A 17,452-nucleotide genomic window follows, 5' to 3' on the forward strand; every position below is an offset into this window, starting at 1 on the left:
TCCGCTTATTGGCGCTCGCTTACGCCGTGCGCTTCGAGCGCTTGCTCAATCGTTCGGTACATGCTGCTGTGAATCGTCCCATCCTCACTTTCCGCACGCTCAACGACGTCGCGGACCGGTCCTTTCATGTTCGTAAAGTAAAGCGTAATCCCACGATCTGCCGCTAATGATTCGACCATTTCTTTTAACACCTTGATCGAGCCGACATCGATGTCATTGACACCTGCTAAATCGATCACCATGAATTTGACGTCTTGTCGGTCGTTGATCATTTTGTTGACGGCATTTTTGAGCATGGAAATGTTCGCAAAATGCAACGAAGCATCAACGCGCGCAATGACGGTGTTTTCAAATGTTTTCGCTTCTGGAAAACGGTTCCGGTCATAGAAATTTCCTTCCTGACCCAAAAGACCTAGCTCGACGATATTCGGCTTCGTGCTGCGGTTGATGATGATCGCAAACGAGAATAGCGCGCCGAGGAAGAATCCCCATTGGATGCCTAGGAAAAGCGTGACGAAAAAGGTGACGAGCCAGTTGATGCCGTCGGTCCGCTTGACTTTCCAAAGATATTTCAACGTGCGAAAGTCGACGAGTTTAGAAATCGCGACCATGATAATCGCTGCTAGAGCGGCTTGTGGTAAATAATAGAAGTAGCTTGTGAAAAAGAGCAATGTCAAAATAATAAATGCCGCGGTAACGAGCGATGCTACTTGTGACACCGCGCCTGCTTGGTGATTGATCGCGCTACGCGACAAGCTCGCGTTCACCGGATAAGCTTGCACGAACGCACTACTCATGTTCGCAAGGCCTAACGACTTCAACTCTTGGTTCGCATCAAGCGTGTAGTTTTCCCGGTCCGCAATCGTCTTGCCGATCGCAAGTGACTCCATAAAGCCCATGAGCGCAACGAGAAACGCCGTCGGAATCAACATTTGCACCGTGTCAAACGTAATTTCCGGAACACCTAATTCTGGAAGACCAGATGGCACAGCTCCGACAATATCGACGCCCTCTGCTTCAAAACCAAACGCAAAAACGACCGCAATCGTCACGACGACGATAAATAACGCCGATGGAATTCGTGGCATGTATTTTTTTACGAGAATAAGAGAAATGATACTCCCCATTCCGATCGCTGCCGTTATCACATTCAGGTCACCAAAGGATGTGATCACGTCATACATGAGGTGATGGAGTTGCAAATGGTTTTCCAGCTCGATACCGAGCAAGTGGCCTAACTGGCTCAAGCCAATAATAAACGCGGCGGCTGACGTGTATGCGTTGATGACAGCGCCGGATATGTATTGCACGATGAAGCCAAGTTTGAACACACCCATGAGGAGTTGGATCATTCCGACCATAAGCGCCAGGACGAGCGCGATCGCGATGTATTGTGATGTTTCTGCTTCAGCGAAAGCCGACACACCCGAAAAGACGAGTAATGACGTAATCGCCGTCGGGCCAACGGCTAAGTGTTTTGATGAGGCGAATAGTGCATAAATGATCAGTGGGATCGTCGATGCGTAAAGCCCCATAACAGGCGGTAAGCCGGCAAGCATCGCGTACGCCATCGCTTGCGGAACGAGTAAGACGACGATCGTCAGTCCTGCGATAACATCGCGCATGAGCATGTCGCGGTTGTACGAGGAATCGATTTTTAATAGATTTTTCGTTGTTGGATTCAATATTATCAGACCCTTTTCGATACTTTACTGTGTTAGTGTAGTGAATGGTAGGTGCTACTTCGGTAGCACCTACCATTTATCACTTTAAAGCGACACAGCACCTTTGTTTTACAACGTTTTTTCCATATTACAGCATAATACAAAGCATATACGCTGAAAAGTGTCATTTTCGAAAACGGCGAAAATGACACTTTTTTAATCATTTCAGGCGCGGATCTCGAGAAAACAGTTTAGTATGTTAAAGGGTAGGTGCTACCGCGGTAGCACCTACCCTGCAGTGCTTTAAAGCATAAACATCTATAGACCACACGAAACGTGTGGTCTATAGATTCCTCTTATTATATATCTTTCACACAGCGAAAGCCCGTATTTCCTGTCGAACTATCTGGCGTATTTGAACTCCGAGCTGCGACGCGGTACCGGTTGCAATACGATTCGTGGCACAAATAGGACCCTCCACGGATCACCCGCGACGTGCCAAAGCCAGGACCTTTCGGATCAACGCGCACGTCTTGCTGGTGATACGTCGGACTAAACCAATCGGCACACCATTCCCACACATTACCGGCAACATTCTTCAATCCATACCCGTTCGGCGCATACGCATCAACAGGCGCTGTACCAACATAGCCGTCATCACCCGTGTTCGTCTTCGGAAACTCCCCTTGCCAAATGTTGCAGCGATGTTCGCCATCTGGCGTTAGTTCATCTCCCCACGCGTACCGCTTCTGCTCCAGACCACCACGGGCGGCAAACTCCCACTCTGCTTCTGTCGGCAGACGCTTGCCCGCCCACTTACAATAGGCGAGCGCGTCATTCCAAGAAACGTGAATAACTGGGTGGTCCATCCGGTCTTCTATGGAAGAGTCGGGGCCCTCTGGCGCGAGCCAGGAGGCCCCTTCGACGACGAGCCACCATGGGGTTTGTGGTACGACTTGTTTGACGGTGCGTTTGACTTCATCGGAAACAAATTGATAGAACACAAAAGACCAACCGAACCGCTCTGCTTCGGTCATATACTTCGTTTCTTCTACAAAGGCGGCAAATTCGCGATTCGATACTTGATGAATATCAATATAAAACGGTGAGACTTTAACTTCGCGGGGCGGGCCTTCGCCGTCGGCTTCATAACCAACCTCATCGTCGGTGCCCATTGTAAAAGTGCCACCTGCGATGTGCGCCATGCCGGAGGTGTCCCCGCCGCGTGAGACGGAAATCTCCTGGCCAGCACGATGCTCGGAAGCACCACTACTCCCTCTTGTCGGCGTGCAGCAGCATTTTTTCGGTTCGTTTTCCACGCTTACACCTTCTTACTTGTTTCGGGATTCGTACGTTTGGCCTTTAGCGGCTTCTTCAGCCCATTTCGTTGATTCTACACCTTCGACAGGACCATGTAAAATCGGGTCGTTCGTTTCTTTCATCCAGCGATCGACGCGCCCACGCAAGTCTTCGAGCACCTCGGCGTAAGCTGGGTCAGCCGCCAAGTTGTTGTCTTCTTTCGGGTCGTTTTCGACGTCGTACAGTTCTTCTTCGCTATTTGGCACGTAAAACTGCTCGCGCACATCTTGACCGCTCAAACTACTGTGGATGTCATACGGCATGTACACGTCTGGGCCGTCTTCGAAGTTGCGGATGTACTTGTATTTGTGCGTGCGCACGCCGCGCATCGGGTGGAAGCGGTCATGCCAAGTTAACTCACAGAAAAACTCGTCACGGATCTCTTCTTCGCCGCCTTTTAGTAAATGCGCGAAACTCTTTCCGTCTAAGCCTTCAGGAATTTCAGCCCCCGCAAGGTCCAAGATCGTCGGCATCATGTCAACGTTACAAAGCAACTGATCACGAACCGCCCCTTTGTCGACCATCGCTGGTGAGTGGACGATTAAGAACGTTTCAATCCCCGAGTCCTTGAGCGACCCTTTCGCACGCGGGAACGCCAAGCCGTGGTCCGTCGTCAAAATCACAATCGTGTTTTCAGCCAGCCCCGTTTCCTCTAACTTGCGGCGCACGCGACCAACCGCACGATCAAATACTTTCGTCGAGCCATTCATGAGCGCCAAGTCTTTACGGACATTTTCTGTGTCGGGTAAATAAGACAAGACTTCCACATCCGCAGGGTCGTCGGCTTCATCTTCATACTCATCAAATGGACGGTGCGTTTCTTCATAGCCGATGTTGATGAAAAATGGCTTGTCTTGATTTTGCGCTTTTTCTTCTAAGTAATCTTCGACGTAATCGGTTACCTTCGGTGCGCGGTTGCCTGGTACTTCTTGATAGTGGTCGTAGCCGAGCTTCGTTCCGGAAGTTGTCACGCCTTGTGGTTCCTCGCCAATCGTTTCATGGCTTAAACCAAAAAGTCTCGTTTCATAACCTGCATTTTGTAATTCTTTCGGCAACGTCGTCGTGCCTTCTTTGATCGTAAAGTGTTTGTGGGCAAGGCCGAGCATGCCGTTGTTATGTGGATATAAGCCGGTGAGCACACTGGCGCGACTTGGACTACATTGCGGTGCTGGGCAGTAGTATTGATTAAATTGAACACCGTTTTCGGCCATCGCGTCGATGTCTGGTGTTTCTACTTTGTGACCGTAAGTACCTAAGTATCTTCCTGTATCGTGAGAAATGATAAATACAATGTTTGGTTGATTCATGTTTTTCACCCTTTGTTTGTTATATGTGACAAGCGTTTTGTCATGAAATTGAACTGTTCTTATCTATGGCTGGTGTCTCTTTTCACCACAGCCTCTGTTCTAATATACGGGGAGCCTTAAAGACAAACGTCTTTAAGGCCTCATTTATTATCCCTTTTACTTTTTCAAGTTGGCACAACCTACTCATATCATCGTAACGTTATTGCACATATGTCACGTGCTGGCTTACTGTTTATAGCTTGCGATGAGTTCGTCACAATCATACGCGTCGTCTGCTAGATGAGCAAAGGTTAGTCAACGCGAAGTGAAGAGGCACCCCGTTCCCCGTAAAAGTTGTTGATGGGTGCGGGGTTGTCCCTTTCACCGTTTCGTACGTAAGCGAAGTTTTCGATGTTTCTTCCCTTATATCGGCCATCGGCGACGCACTTGTCGGTTGTACCATTGAAACTTTCTAACAAGCGAACTTTTCCGTTCCACCAAAGGTTGTTCCCTTTGCATGTGCACTTCATGTCATTGAACTTCTCCGATTGCTGCAAATGATTATGCTGCGGAGTTTTCACTTTTTGCTGATTCGTTGTTCTTCGCGTTTTCTTTTCCGTCTTTATACTTCGCATAACCGAGTGTAAGCGCGAATGGTACCACGATCGCAATACCCATCGCTAGGAAGAAGACACCCCAGAATTGTGGGAAGACGTTTAAGAATCCAGGCAGACCACCGATTCCGATTGTCGCTTCTACTTGGTTCATCGCAACGATCATACCACCGAATGCAGCACCGATCATCGCAGCAATGAATGGGAACTTAAAGCGGATGTTAACACCGAACATCGCCGGCTCGGTAACACCGAGGTAAGCCGAAATAGACGCTGCAAGAGCTGTACCTTTAAGCTTTTTATCCTTTGTTGCGAACATCATCGCAAGTGTTGCTGAACCTTGCGCAATGTTAGACATGACTCGTACTGGCCATAGGTACGTCATACCAACCGCTGCAATCATTTGTAAATCAAGCGCGATAAATGTATGGTGCATACCCGTTACAACTAATAGCGCGTTAATACCACCGTAAATAAAACCTGCAACCGGCGCAACGTTGTCAAACATCGCCAAAATACCATCTGTAATCCCTGTACCGATTGTTAAAGAAATCGGTCCAATCACCGTAAAGACGAGAAAACCTGTAACCAATAGTGCCGTTGGTGCGACAACTAACAATTGAATCGAATCATGAACGCGTTTTCTTAAGAACTTCTCAATATTCGCTAAAATGTAACCTGCCAATAATACCGGTAAAACTTGTCCTTGATAACCAATCTGCGGAATATCTAGCCCAAATAGATCCCAAGCTGGCATCACATCTTGCTGTAATACTTGGTTTGCCGGGTCAAGGGATGGATGAATCAACATCAGACCCATAACAATACCGAGTAGCGGCGTTCCGCCAAACGTCTTCACAGCCGACCAACCGACGAGACCAGGTAAGAAGGCGAACGCGGTACTGGCAATAACGTTAACAATCTCCGAGAACCCTTTCCATTGCGGATAAACTTCAATTAACGTCTTACCTTCAAAGAAAATCCCTTCCCCGACTAAAATGTTATTTAGTCCAAGAAGCAAACCAGCCGTTACAATCGCCGGCAAGATCGGAATAAAGATATCCCCTAAAATCTTGACAAACTTCTGGAACGGGTTCAGCTTCTTCGTCGATTCCTCTTTCACATCACCTTTTGACGCACGATCTAACCCCGTCATATCAATCATCATGTCATAAACTTTGTTAACCGTCCCTTGTCCAATAATAACTTGGAACTGACCATTCGCCGAAAACGAACCTTTGACAAGATCAATGCTTTCCAACTTGTCGATATCCACTTTCGCCTCATCTTTCAAAGAAAGTCGCAAGCGCGTCACACAATGACTCGCTGTATTAATATTTTCCACTCCGCCTATCGCATCAATAATTTGCTGAACAGACTCTTGTTGAATACTCATATGCGTTACTCCTCACTTGTTATAGTTAAACCCTGTCACCGCTTTCACGCGGCAGCTAAAAATCTCTCTCTTTTTGAAAAGAAAAGAAGTTTGTCAAACAATCGATGTTGACGCTTTCATCGTCCGGACAAAAAATAGATCGTGCTGTTTATAAGTGCCATTTACATATCCAGTGAAAATAAAAGCCCTTTCTGTAGGCGTTTTCACCAATGTGAAAAATAAAATGGTCTTCCCTTGTTCGTGGCAACGATTTCATCAAAGTGATAAAAAAATAGATATAATAGCAACGCTTTCACTTTCATGAAAAAAATAATTGAACGATCTTCGGTGATTTTGCCCCTATTAGCAACCCCTTTCACAATGGTTGATTTAGTTTATAGCGTTATAGTTAACTTGTACATACAAGGTAAAGGCTTTCATTTACTTGTATATACATTTGCTGTTTGTTGTAATGTTATTGTAGCTTGTATATACACGAAAAGCAACAGCTTTTTAAATTTTTCTTGTCGGAAATTATTGGGTTGTGTCGAGAATGACGAATTTCGCTTTACTAGTGTGCAGTACTGAAGGGTAGGTGCTACTTCGGTAGCACCTACCCTTCAGTACTTTAACGCAAGAAACTAATTTGATTCTCGCAGCCATCTTCCTTACGATAGAACATAACAATAAGCGCAAACGTTTAGGAGGACAACGATGAAAATTACTTTTTTAGGCACTGGCGCAGGCGTTCCCGCCAAACACCGCAACGTCTCATCACTCGTCTTACACCTCATGGACCAATCAGGCGCACAATGGATGTTCGACTGCGGCGAAGCCACCCAACAGCAAATTTTACAAACAAAAGCCGTCAAGCTGAGCAAAATCGACAAACTGTTCATCACCCATACTCATGGCGACCACATCTTCGGGCTCCCCGGCTTTTTGGGCAGCCGCTCGTTTCAAGGTGCTGAATCTCCACTGACCATCTACGGCCCAAAAGGGATCAAGTCATTTATCGACACCTCCCTTGCCATCAGCGGGACTTATTTAAGATACCCTTTGAACATTCAAGAATTGGGTGATGAAATACAAGGAATCCGCGACTTGTCCATAGACCATGAGGAATGGTCCGTACAAACCGCCAAACTAGATCACGGAGTCCCGTGCTTCGGCTACCGTATCCAACAAAAAGACAAACCGGGTCGACTATTAATGGAAAAAATCCGTGAAGCCGGTATCCCAGAAGGACCCGTGTTAAAGCAGCTCAAACACGGAGAAACCGTCACACTCAAAGACGGACGAACGGTGAATGGCAAAGACTTTCTCGGCGCACCGAAAAAAAGAAAAAGCATAGCCATTCTCGGTGACACAAGAGCCACCGAAGCAGCCGTCCGCCTCGCCGAAGGATGCGATACGCTCATTCATGAAGCAACCTTCTCCGAAACGGAAGAAAAACTTGCTCACGAGTTTTACCATTCAACGACAAAACAAGCCGCCGACATTGCCGCACGTGCCGGCGTGAAAAATCTCATTCTAAATCACATCAGCACCCGCTACCAAGATGAAGATATTTTGTACTTGCAAGAAGAAGCACAAAACATCTTCGCAAACACAACCATCGCCCACGACCTTTTCACCTTTTAAAGCACGAAAGAGGGACAGTCCCGCTTCACCTCTTTAATGAGTTGAAGCGGGACTGTCCCTCTTTACTAGAAAATAATTTATTTTCTGACAAATATCCGCTAATTTTGGTGGCGTTTTCTTACATTTATGTTTAGAATAACTATTAATAGAGTCAAAAACTATTCTTGCTGTAGGTGGTTATATGGTGTTCGGTCTTGAAGAGCTTTTACTCAATGTCCTTTTTTTAATCGTTTTCTTACTGTTTGTTCCTCTATTATTAGAGGTGCACGCAAACGCGTTTTTTCAAAAAAACAAAAAAAGCATTTTTACGATATCTATGGTTCTTGCCATTATTGCTTGTATATCGTTTCCAATTCCGATCCTAGAAGGTTACATATTCGATTTACGTCTCGTCGCACTAACAATCGGGGGACTGTATGGTGGGATTCCAACAGCCTTACTTTTAGCAAGTGTCACAGCCCTATACCGTGTTCTACTTGGTGGACCTGGTGTTCCTGTTGCTTTAGTGGCACTCTTCACCCTTATTATACTGATGTTTATATTTAACCGACGTTTTCATGATGGTTCAAGAAAGAAAAAAGTAATCATTGGCGCAACGCTATCGTTTTTGTCTACTTTTGCTATGATTGTTGCAATTATTATTTTTCAAACGCCTTTTGACCCAATGCTACTTTTCCTTCACCTATTCATTACAACAGTCGCTGCTATTTTAATTATCTATTTATACGAAGTCATCCATGAGCACATTATCGTTAGTAAAAGAGTCATGAGGGCGGAGAAAATGGAAGTTGTCAGCCACCTTGCTTCTTCAATATCACACGAAGTTCGTAATCCATTAACAACGGTTAGAGGATTTATGCAAATGATGTTACATGCGGACTTACCAGAACATAAAAGAAATCAATATTTAACAACGTCCATCGATGAAGTCGATCGTGCAACAGAGATCATTCGCGATTATTTAACATTCGCAAAGCCTTCTCCTGAAAATGAGGAAACGTTGAATCTAAAACAAGAATTGGAACGAACGCTGCAAATTATTACACCACTAGCAAATATGAACGGTGTGAAAGTCGAAACAAACCTTGAAGACGTTTACATCAAAGGAGAAGAACAGTTTTTGCAGCAATGTTTAGTGAATATCACGAAAAATTGTATTGAAGCGATGCCAGAAAAAGGAAAGTTATCTATCGTTACGAAAACTGAACGTGACAAAGTATTATTAAAGATTTCTGATAACGGAAAAGGAATGACCGAGGATCAGCTGTTACGTTTAGGAGAGCCGTATTTTACGACGAAAGGACGGGAAGGAACCGGGCTTGGGATGATGGTGTCGATGAAGATCATTGAATCTATGAATGGCAAGTTGAACGTCACGAGTCGGTTAAATGAAGGGACGAGGTTCCTTATTGAGTTGCCTATTGTGGAGGAGAATGGATAATCGAAAGAGACAGCGTAAAAGCGCTGTTCCTTTATTAATGTGCAGTGTGAAAGGGTAGGTGCTACTTCGGTAGCACCTACCCTTTACTTCGTTAAAGTGAAAATTTTTACTAGATTTAACATAACTAGTTTTGGTACAATTTTCTAATAAAATCACAGTGTTAACATAGATTACCAACGCGAAAATTCTATTGTTCATTCGAGGTGGTTTACGTTGTACGGTCTTGGGCTTGAAGAGTTGTTTTTAAATGTCTTATTCTTAATCGTTCTCATCTTGTTTGTACCATTGCTATTAGAGGTACATGGGTACACATTGACGAAGCGAATAAAAACATTTGTCCTATACACCACGACATCACTTGCCATCATTGCTTGTATGAGCTTTCCGATCCCAACTATGGATGGCTATATTTTTGACTTGCGAACGATCGCTTTAGTATACGGCGGGTTGTATGGTGGCGTCCCAGCCGCAATTACATTTTCTACCATTGCGATCGTTTATCGATTTGTCATTGGAGGGGCTGGAGTTATTGCGTCGACCTTCGTCATCCTCTTCTTGCTCGTTCTGTTAATTTTACTCACTCGTCGTTTTCATGCAGGATCAAGAAAGAAAAGAATCGTTATTGGTACCTCTCTATCCTGTTTCACGGCGACAGTTACTATTTTGAATTCCGTTTTTCTTTTTGATATTCAACTTTCATACCTATTTATTTTTACGCATTTAACTCTCACATTGGTTACTTCCTTAATGATCCTTTATTTGTACGAAGTCATCAGCGACCATATTTCAACGAGTAAACGCGTTTTGAAAGCAGAAAAAAAAGAGGCTGTTAGCCACCTTGCCTCCTCGATTTCACATGAAGTGAGAAATCCGATGACGACCGTAAGAGGATTTTTGCAGTTAATGTTACATACAGATTTATCTGAAGACAAAAAGAAACAATTCCTAGAAACGTCGATTGACGAAATCGACCGTGCAAATGATATCATCTGCGACTACTTAACGTTTGCTAAGCCAACTCCAGATCAAGTAGAAACGCTTAGTTTAAAAGAAGAAATTGAGCGAACACTTCAAATCATCACACCACTTGCGAACATGAATGGTGTGGAAATCAAAACGAATATTAATGATGTGACGATCAAGGGTGGCAATCAATTTTTACAACAATGTTTGGTCAATATGACGAAAAATTGTATTGAAGCGATGCCTGAAAACGGACAGCTTTCTATCGATACGAAAACTGAACGTGACAAAGTATTATTAACGATTTCTGATAATGGAAAAGGGATGTCCGAAGAACAAATTTCACGTTTAGGAGAGCCATATTTCACAACGAAAGGTTCGGAAGGCACTGGGCTTGGTATGATGGCTTCGATGAAGATCATTGAATCTATGAACGGGAAACTAAACGTTAAAAGTCGGTTAAATGAAGGGACAAGCTTTATTATCGAGTTTCCGACTGCTGAATAGTCTTTAACGGTGTACAGTGTTAAATGGTAGGTGCTACCGCGGTAGCACCTACCATTTACTGCTTTACTACGGTGATGCGTGTTATTCTCTTGCTGGGTGGACTTTTAGTTGTTTTCCTTTGATCGTCTTTTGTTTCATCGCTTGGAGGACGTGTTCTCCTTTGCCGTTTAATATATCCACATACGTTGCGCGTTCTTGGATGTTAATGACGCCGATATCATCGGCGGTGACATCTGGGATGCTCGTTAGCGTGCCGACGAAGTCGACGGGGCGAAGTTTCTTTTGCTTGCCCCCATTGAAATAGAGCTTCATAATGTTTTTGTTTAAAGATGCGCTCTTGTCCTTTTTTTCGGAAGGTTGCGCGTTCATTTTTTGTTTGAAGGCAGCTGTACTTTTGGCAACGCTTGCTTTGGACGGCGCTTTGTTGATCGGGATATAAAAACCAACATATTGTTCAATTTGCGAAACTTGTTTTCTTTCCCTAGGGGTCATGAAGGTAATTGCTTTGCCTGAATGGCCGGCGCGTCCAGTTCGGCCTGTTCGGTGGACGTAGCTTTCTTTTTCGTAAGGGATGTCGTAGTTGATGACAAGTGAGATGTCTGCGATGTCGATGCCTCTGGCTGCGACGTCTGTGGCGATTAAATAGCGAAATTTGCCGCGTTTGAATTTGTTCATGACGGAGAAGCGTTCTTCTTGGCTCATCCCGCCATGGATTTTTTCGCATGAGTAGTTGGTGCGTTTTAGTTGTCGGTAAAGTTGGTCGACGTTTTCTTTCGTATTGCAAAACACGATACAGCTATCGGGGTTTTCGACGGTTGTGACGTCTTTTAATAGTGATATTTTTTTATCGTCTTGTGGGATTTCGATCAAGGAATGTGTTATTTGATCGGTCGTTATGCCAGTGCTGGCTACCTCAATGTTTTCTGGTGCTTTCATATATTTGCGACAAAGGTGCTCGACATCTTCAGGAATCGTCGCGGAAAAGAGTGAAGTGACGCGATCTTCGGGAAGGGCTTCGATGATCGCTTCCACTTGCTCGATGAATCCCATGTTGAGCATTTCGTCTGCTTCGTCAATGACTAAGTACTTGATTCTGTTTACAGGAAGTGTGTTTTTTTGGATGTGATCGAGCACGCGTCCTGGGGTACCGACGACGATATGGTTTTTCTGCTTGAGTGTAAGCTTCTGGCGCTCGAAGGATTGTTTGCCGAAAATGGCTGTCGCTTTTACTCGTTTATATCTGCCTATATTGACGAAGTCTTCTTGCACTTGCGCGGCTAGCTCGCGCGTTGGTGTGAGTACTAAAGCTTGCGGTCGGTTTTCTTCCCAATCGATCAGTTCGCAGGTCGGGATCGCAAATGAAGCCGTCTTACCGCTGCCCGTTTGTGATTTGACGACAAGGTCGGCTTGTTTGAGTGCGCGAGGGATGACCTTTCTTTGTACTTCTGTCGGTTGCTCGTACGCTAAATCCGCTAAAGCTTGTTGAATGTCGTTACTTAATTTGTAGTCTATAAACCCTTTATCCATACTTCGACCTCTTTTTCTTCTGTAGTGGTGTTTCTTGGTATTATGCATGACCCATATTTTACTTGACTATGTATGGAAAAGGGAAGAAGGGATTGCGTTTGTGCGTTTGTGCGTTTGTGCTTTTGCGGTTTAAAGTGTTGAACGGTAGGTGCTACCGAAGTAGCACCTACCCTTCACTATGCTAAAGCGACCACGTCCCTGAAAAAATGTGTTAGAATATGAACCACCTTTTCGTTTGACTATATGAATTGATGGACTGGAAAGATAACCAAAAACTTCAATGTCAATATGAAAGGGTTTAGAGAAGCTGAGCTTAGTTTGAATAGTTGAGAGGAGTATGTACCATGAAAACAAAAAACAGTAACGCCCTAGAACCGAGGGAGCAATGGGGAACGAGACTCGGTTTCATGCTCGCAGCTGCAGGATCTGCGATTGGTATGGGCAACATTTGGCGGTTTCCGTTCGTCGTTGGCGAAAGCGGAGGGGCGGCTTTTGTGCTCTTATATTTAGGATTCGTGCTAATGATTGGCCTTCCGTTATTGATCGGGGAAGTCAGCATCGGACGCCGCGGGCGCTCAGATGCGATGGGGAGCTACCAAGCGATCCAACCTAACCGACAGGCAAAGTGGTATTTAAACGGATTGATCGGTGTCGTCGTCAACTTCCTCGTCTTGTCGTTTTACTCAGTCGTTGCTGGCTGGGCGTTTTACTATTTGATTCAAGCACTGACAGGACAACTGATTAGCGCGGAGCAAAATTACGGCGCAGCGTTCGGCGCGTTTACCGAGCACCCGATTATGCCAATCATTTGGCAAGTGATCTTGATGACGATCGTCGTCTTCATCGTTATGAGTGGGGTCAAAAAAGGGATCGAAAAGTGGAACAACATTCTTATGCCGACCCTTTTCGTCTTGTTGATGATTTTAGTGTTTCGAAGCGTCAGTCTTGAAAACGCTGGAGAAGGTTTGCAATTCTTCTTACAGCCAGATTTCTCAGTGATTGACTCAGACGCTGTGCTCGCCGCTTTAGGACAGGCGTTCTTTAGCTTAGGGCTTGCTTCTGGCTTGTACGTCACGTACGGAAGCTACAACAAAAATCGCAGTAGCATCCCCGCCAACGCAGGTGGGATCGTCGCACTCGATTTGCTCGTTGCGATCATGGCCGGTTTGATCATCTTTCCAGCTGTGTTTCATTACGGGATCGATCCCGGCAGCGGCCCTGAACTTGTGTTTATCACATTCCCAGCGATGTTTACCGACATGGCGATGGGTGGCTTATTTGCTGTCGTGTTCTTTTTCTTTATTTTCGTATCAGCTTTAACGTCTGCGATCTCGCTTCTCGAAGTCGTCGTCGCTTTCGTGAAAGAACGATTCGGCCTGTCACGCAAAACCGCAACACCCATCACAGCGGTCGTAATTACCTTCATCGGTGTGTTCGCGTCACTATCATTCGGCCCGCTGTCACACGTGACGATTTTCGACCGAACGATTTTCGAGCTGTTCGACTTTCTATCAGCCGAAATCTTGCTCCCGATCGCCGGACTCGTGTTGAGCATTTTCCTAGGCTGGATTTGGAAACCTTTAGAGGTAAGAAAAGAAGTTGAGAAAGAAGGAAACGTCTTTCCTTTTTATCCCCTCTGGGCGTTTCTTATCCGCTACGTGATTCCAGGAACGATCGTGATTATATTTATTGATACACTCGGACTTTTAGGGTGACGCTTTAGCAAGCGAAAGGGTAGGTGCTACCGAAGTAGCACCTACCCTTTACTTCAGTAAAGTGACACGTCTATTTGGTCAGATTATTTCTCTTGCAAATCAAGCTTCTCTTTTACTTCTTTATTCACAATATAAGTTGGGAAATAACCAGATAAAACATCAGCAACATTTTCTGCAGCTTTTCGTTTCAGCTCCGCTTCTGCCTCTGCCGAATAAAAGGCCGCATGAGGGTTTAGAACAACATTATCCATCTCTAAAAGTGGATTTGTTTGTTCAATCGGTTCTTTTTCCACAACATCTAAACCTGCGCCTGCAATTTTTCCTTCTTGTAACGCTTCAATCAGTGCTTTCTCATCAATAACAGGCCCACGTGCCGTGTTAATAATAAAGGCCTCTTCTTTCATTTTCTCAAACTGATCATGACTAATGATTTTTTCTGTCTTTTTATTCAATGGCAAGTGAATCGACACATAATCCGATCTTTCACAAAGCTCGTCTAAACTCACTAGCTCCACACTATGTTCTTCAGCAACTTCAGAAGGCACGAACGGATCGTAAGCAACCACGTTGATACCAAAAGCTTGCGCCTTTTGCGACAAGACTTGTGGAATATTTCCAAACCCAACGAGTCCAAGCGTACTTCCTCTTAAACGGTATATAGGAGCTGCTTTTTTAAAGTCCCACGTACCACTTTTTACAGCGTTATTTAACTTCGTTATTTTTCTAACACTATCGAGAAGAAGCGCCATAGCATGGTCTGACACTTCATCTAAACAGTAATCCGTTACATTGCTAACAATAATCCCTTTTTCATTTGCCGCTTCCAGATCAACATTGTTAAAACCAATACCATACCTAGAGATAATCTTGCAGTTTGGTAGGTTTTCAATCACGTTTCTTGTAATTTGAGCATATTGGTTTAATAAAGCATCCGCATCGTGGCAAGCTGCAATAAGTTCATCTTCTGTTTTACATTGTTCAAACTGAAGTTCAATACCCAACTCATCTAAAACTTCTTGTTCAGGCACAAATGTACTATATTCAAAATCTGTCACAACTACTTTAAATTTACTCACCTTACTCACTCCCTCAATTTATATTTGTTTTTTCCTCATTAATGGGTTTTGTTCAATGACATCCATTCGACGCTAGTTAGTACTTCACACTCTCTACTGGGGCACACTTTTTTAAAATTGTCATGCCCTCCTCTTCACCTACAATGATGGTTTCAGTCATATTTAAAAATAATCCTGTTTCGACAACACCAAGCGTACGTTTTATTTGTTCATGAAGTGTAAACGGATCTGAAATGTTAGAGAATTGACAGTCTAGGATATAATTCCCGTTGTTAGACACAAATCGTTCTCCATCAACGAACCTTAATGCTGGCTCACAGCCAATACTAACTAGTTTTTTTGCGGTATTTTCCCAACCAAATTGAACGACTTCAACAGGCACTGGAAACGCCCCAAGTTGCTGAACCCTCTTGCTGTCGTCAACAACAATGATTCGTTTGTCCGCTGCATCGTTAACCAATTTTTCACGAAGTAATGAACCGCCGCCCCCCTTTACGAGGTTAAAGTTTCTATCCACTTCATCAGCACCATCAATCGAAACATCTAACCGACTAACTTCTGAAAAATAGACTAAAGGGATACCGAATTCTTTGGCCCACTTTTCTGTCCTTAACGATGAAGGCACCCCCCTCACGTTTAATCCGGTGCTAACGAGCGCTCCTAGCTTTTTCATCATCCAATACACTGTTGATCCTGATCCTAAACCGATGGTCATCCCGTCTTGAATGTACTCTACCGCTTTTTCACCAACCGCTTTTTTCTTTAAATCAACGTCACTCATCATTCGATTCACCTCGTCTAATCTGTCGAAACCTTATATAGAATAGATGTTTCAAAGGAATAATCACACCCTAACCCTTCTTACCAATCGGTGTGAAAGGTTCCTTCTTTATCTATTCGTTGATAAGAATGTGCACCAAAGTAATCCCTTTGTGCTTGAAGAAGGTTGGCCGGTAATCGATCCGTGCGATAACTATCGTAGTAGGATAATGCACTTGATAGAGCAGGAACAGGAACTCCTGCCTCAACTGCAGTTGAAATGACTTTCCGCAATGCAAATTGATAACTTTCCACGATCTCTTTGAAGTAAGAATCAAGCAGTAAGTTCGTCATAGATGGGTCTTGATCAAACGCACTTTTGATCTTGTCTAAAAACTGGGCTTGGATAACACATCCACCCCGAAAAGTCATCGCAACCTCACCATATGGCAATGCCCAACCATACTCTTTCGATGCTGCTTTCATTTGCATAAACCCTTGAGCATATGCACATACCTTCGCCATATATAGTGCCTTACGAACCAGTTCTATAAATGACGTTCGTTGATCAACGAGAGGTGGTTGTTCAGGTCCCAATAAATTTTGACTGGCTATTTCTCTCTCGTCTTTGAGGGAAGACATGATTCGAGCAAACACAGATTCTGCACCAATTGATAACGGCACACCTAAATCAAGTGCATTCTGACTTGCCCACTTTCCGGTTCCTTTTTGTGCTGCTGTATCTAATATCATGTCAATCAACGGACTCGCTGTTTCTTCGTCCACTCTAGTCAATATATCCGCCGTAATTTCAATTAAATAACTTTCTAGATCCCCTTTATTCCACTCAGCAAACACTTCATGCAACTCTTCTGCACTTAAGCCAAGAATATGCTTTAAAATAAAATAGGCTTCCGAGATTAACTGCATATCACTATATTCAATACCATTATGAACCATTTTCACATAATGACCTGCACCACTAGGGCCTAAATGTGTAAAACAAGGAGATCCGTCTACTTTGGCTGAAATAGCTGATAGTAAGGGGGCCACGGTTTCAAAAGCTTTTTTAGAACCACCGGGCATGATCGCCGGACCATTTAAAGCCCCTTCGGCACCACCGGAAAAACTAATATCCATAAAATGTACACCTGTTCCCGCTAACTTCTCGTTTCGACGCATTGTATCTTTAAAGTGGGAGTTGCCACTATCTATGATGACATCTTCTTCATCAAGGTAAGGCACTAACTGTTGAATCGTTTCGTCTGTCGCTTCTCCAGCCTTCACAAGCAATATTATTTGCCGTGGTCTCTCTAGCGATTGGATAAACTCTTCTACACGATACGTTCCATGGAAGGACTTATTCAGACCTTCACCGTTCAAAAAATCATCCGTCCTTTCAGAAGAACGATTATATAATGAAACAGCATAATCACGACTTTCAATATTCAGTGCTAGGTTTTTTCCCATAACACCTAAACCAATAATTCCGACATCACTTTTTTGCACCTTGATCCTCCCT

At 44.2% G+C, this 17,452-nt stretch carries 12 protein-coding genes; 4 read left to right on the forward strand and 8 right to left on the reverse strand.

The features are described from left to right. Positions 1 to 5 precede the first annotated feature (5 nt). From HNQ41_RS09850 to treP, 4 genes are all read right to left on the reverse strand, one after another. On the reverse strand, positions 6 to 1,685 hold the full coding sequence (locus HNQ41_RS09850) for a SulP family inorganic anion transporter (protein ID WP_184664262.1): 1,680 nt from the start codon (positions 1,683 to 1,685) through the stop codon (positions 6 to 8). Positions 1,686 to 2,023: 338 nt separating this feature from the next. Then, entirely contained in the window at positions 2,024 to 2,983 is a 960-nt protein-coding gene (locus tag HNQ41_RS09855; RefSeq protein ID WP_343043352.1) for a formylglycine-generating enzyme family protein, read from the reverse strand. Positions 2,984 to 2,995: 12 nt separating this feature from the next. Further along, positions 2,996 to 4,330: a sulfatase family protein gene (locus HNQ41_RS09860; protein ID WP_184664263.1), complete on the reverse strand. Its 1,335-nt coding sequence runs from the start codon at positions 4,328 to 4,330 to the stop codon at positions 2,996 to 2,998. Between the two features lie 540 nt (positions 4,331 to 4,870). Next, positions 4,871 to 6,319 (reverse strand): PTS system trehalose-specific EIIBC component, encoded by a 1,449-nt coding sequence (treP, locus tag HNQ41_RS09865; protein ID WP_184664264.1) that lies wholly within the window; start codon positions 6,317 to 6,319, stop codon positions 4,871 to 4,873. Between the two features lie 693 nt (positions 6,320 to 7,012). On the opposite strand from treP, the gene rnz reads away from it, so the two are divergent. The 3 genes from rnz (at position 7,013) to HNQ41_RS09880 (ending at position 10,853) form a co-directional block, all read left to right on the forward strand. Further along, positions 7,013 to 7,942: a ribonuclease Z gene (gene rnz / locus HNQ41_RS09870; protein WP_184664265.1), complete on the forward strand. Its 930-nt coding sequence runs from the start codon at positions 7,013 to 7,015 to the stop codon at positions 7,940 to 7,942. A gap of 184 nt (positions 7,943 to 8,126) precedes the next feature. After that, positions 8,127 to 9,383, forward strand: a complete 1,257-nt coding sequence (locus HNQ41_RS09875; RefSeq protein ID WP_184664266.1) for an ATP-binding protein — start codon at positions 8,127 to 8,129, stop codon at positions 9,381 to 9,383. Between the two features lie 213 nt (positions 9,384 to 9,596). Beyond that, positions 9,597 to 10,853, forward strand: coding sequence for an ATP-binding protein (locus tag HNQ41_RS09880; RefSeq protein ID WP_184664267.1), 1,257 nt, complete (start codon positions 9,597 to 9,599; stop codon positions 10,851 to 10,853). Between the two features lie 81 nt (positions 10,854 to 10,934). Here HNQ41_RS09880 and HNQ41_RS09885 read toward each other — a convergent pair whose 3' ends face one another. Next, entirely contained in the window at positions 10,935 to 12,380 is a 1,446-nt protein-coding gene (locus tag HNQ41_RS09885; protein ID WP_184664268.1) for a DEAD/DEAH box helicase, read from the reverse strand. Between the two features lie 344 nt (positions 12,381 to 12,724). Between HNQ41_RS09885 and HNQ41_RS09890 the strand changes: the two genes are divergently transcribed. After that, positions 12,725 to 14,095, forward strand: coding sequence for a sodium-dependent transporter (locus tag HNQ41_RS09890; RefSeq protein ID WP_184664269.1), 1,371 nt, complete (start codon positions 12,725 to 12,727; stop codon positions 14,093 to 14,095). 83 nt (positions 14,096 to 14,178) lie between these two features. Here HNQ41_RS09890 and HNQ41_RS09895 read toward each other — a convergent pair whose 3' ends face one another. From HNQ41_RS09895 to gndA, 3 genes are all read right to left on the reverse strand, one after another. Further along, the gene (locus HNQ41_RS09895; protein ID WP_184664270.1) at positions 14,179 to 15,171 is read right to left on the reverse strand and encodes an NAD(P)-dependent oxidoreductase; all 993 of its coding nucleotides are present in this window, start codon (positions 15,169 to 15,171) and stop codon (positions 14,179 to 14,181) included. Positions 15,172 to 15,247: 76 nt separating this feature from the next. Continuing rightward, entirely contained in the window at positions 15,248 to 15,952 is a 705-nt protein-coding gene (gene rpiA, locus HNQ41_RS09900) for a ribose-5-phosphate isomerase RpiA (RefSeq protein ID WP_343043353.1), read from the reverse strand. Between the two features lie 80 nt (positions 15,953 to 16,032). After that, a complete protein-coding gene (gndA, locus tag HNQ41_RS09905) occupies positions 16,033 to 17,439 on the reverse strand; it encodes an NADP-dependent phosphogluconate dehydrogenase (protein WP_184664272.1) in 1,407 nt (468 codons plus the stop codon). Positions 17,440 to 17,452: the final 13 nt, after the last annotated feature.

Origin of the sequence: Texcoconibacillus texcoconensis (assembly GCF_014202575.1) — a bacterium.
In the GTDB taxonomy this organism is placed as follows: domain Bacteria; phylum Bacillota; class Bacilli; order Bacillales; family Salisediminibacteriaceae; genus Texcoconibacillus; species Texcoconibacillus texcoconensis.

Excerpts from the sequence above, each read along its gene's own strand:
- HNQ41_RS09885 (WP_184664268.1), bottom strand. The coding sequence starts at position 12,380 with ATGGATAAAGGGTTTATAGACTACAAATTAAGTAACGACATTCAACAA.
- treP (WP_184664264.1), bottom strand. The coding sequence starts at position 6,319 with ATGAGTATTCAACAAGAGTCTGTTCAGCAAATTATTGATGCGATAGGC.
- HNQ41_RS09890 (WP_184664269.1), top strand. The coding sequence starts at position 12,725 with ATGAAAACAAAAAACAGTAACGCCCTAGAACCGAGGGAGCAATGGGGA.
- rpiA (WP_343043353.1), bottom strand. The coding sequence starts at position 15,952 with ATGAGTGACGTTGATTTAAAGAAAAAAGCGGTTGGTGAAAAAGCGGTA.
- rnz (WP_184664265.1), top strand. The coding sequence starts at position 7,013 with ATGAAAATTACTTTTTTAGGCACTGGCGCAGGCGTTCCCGCCAAACAC.
- HNQ41_RS09860 (WP_184664263.1), bottom strand. The coding sequence starts at position 4,330 with ATGAATCAACCAAACATTGTATTTATCATTTCTCACGATACAGGAAGA.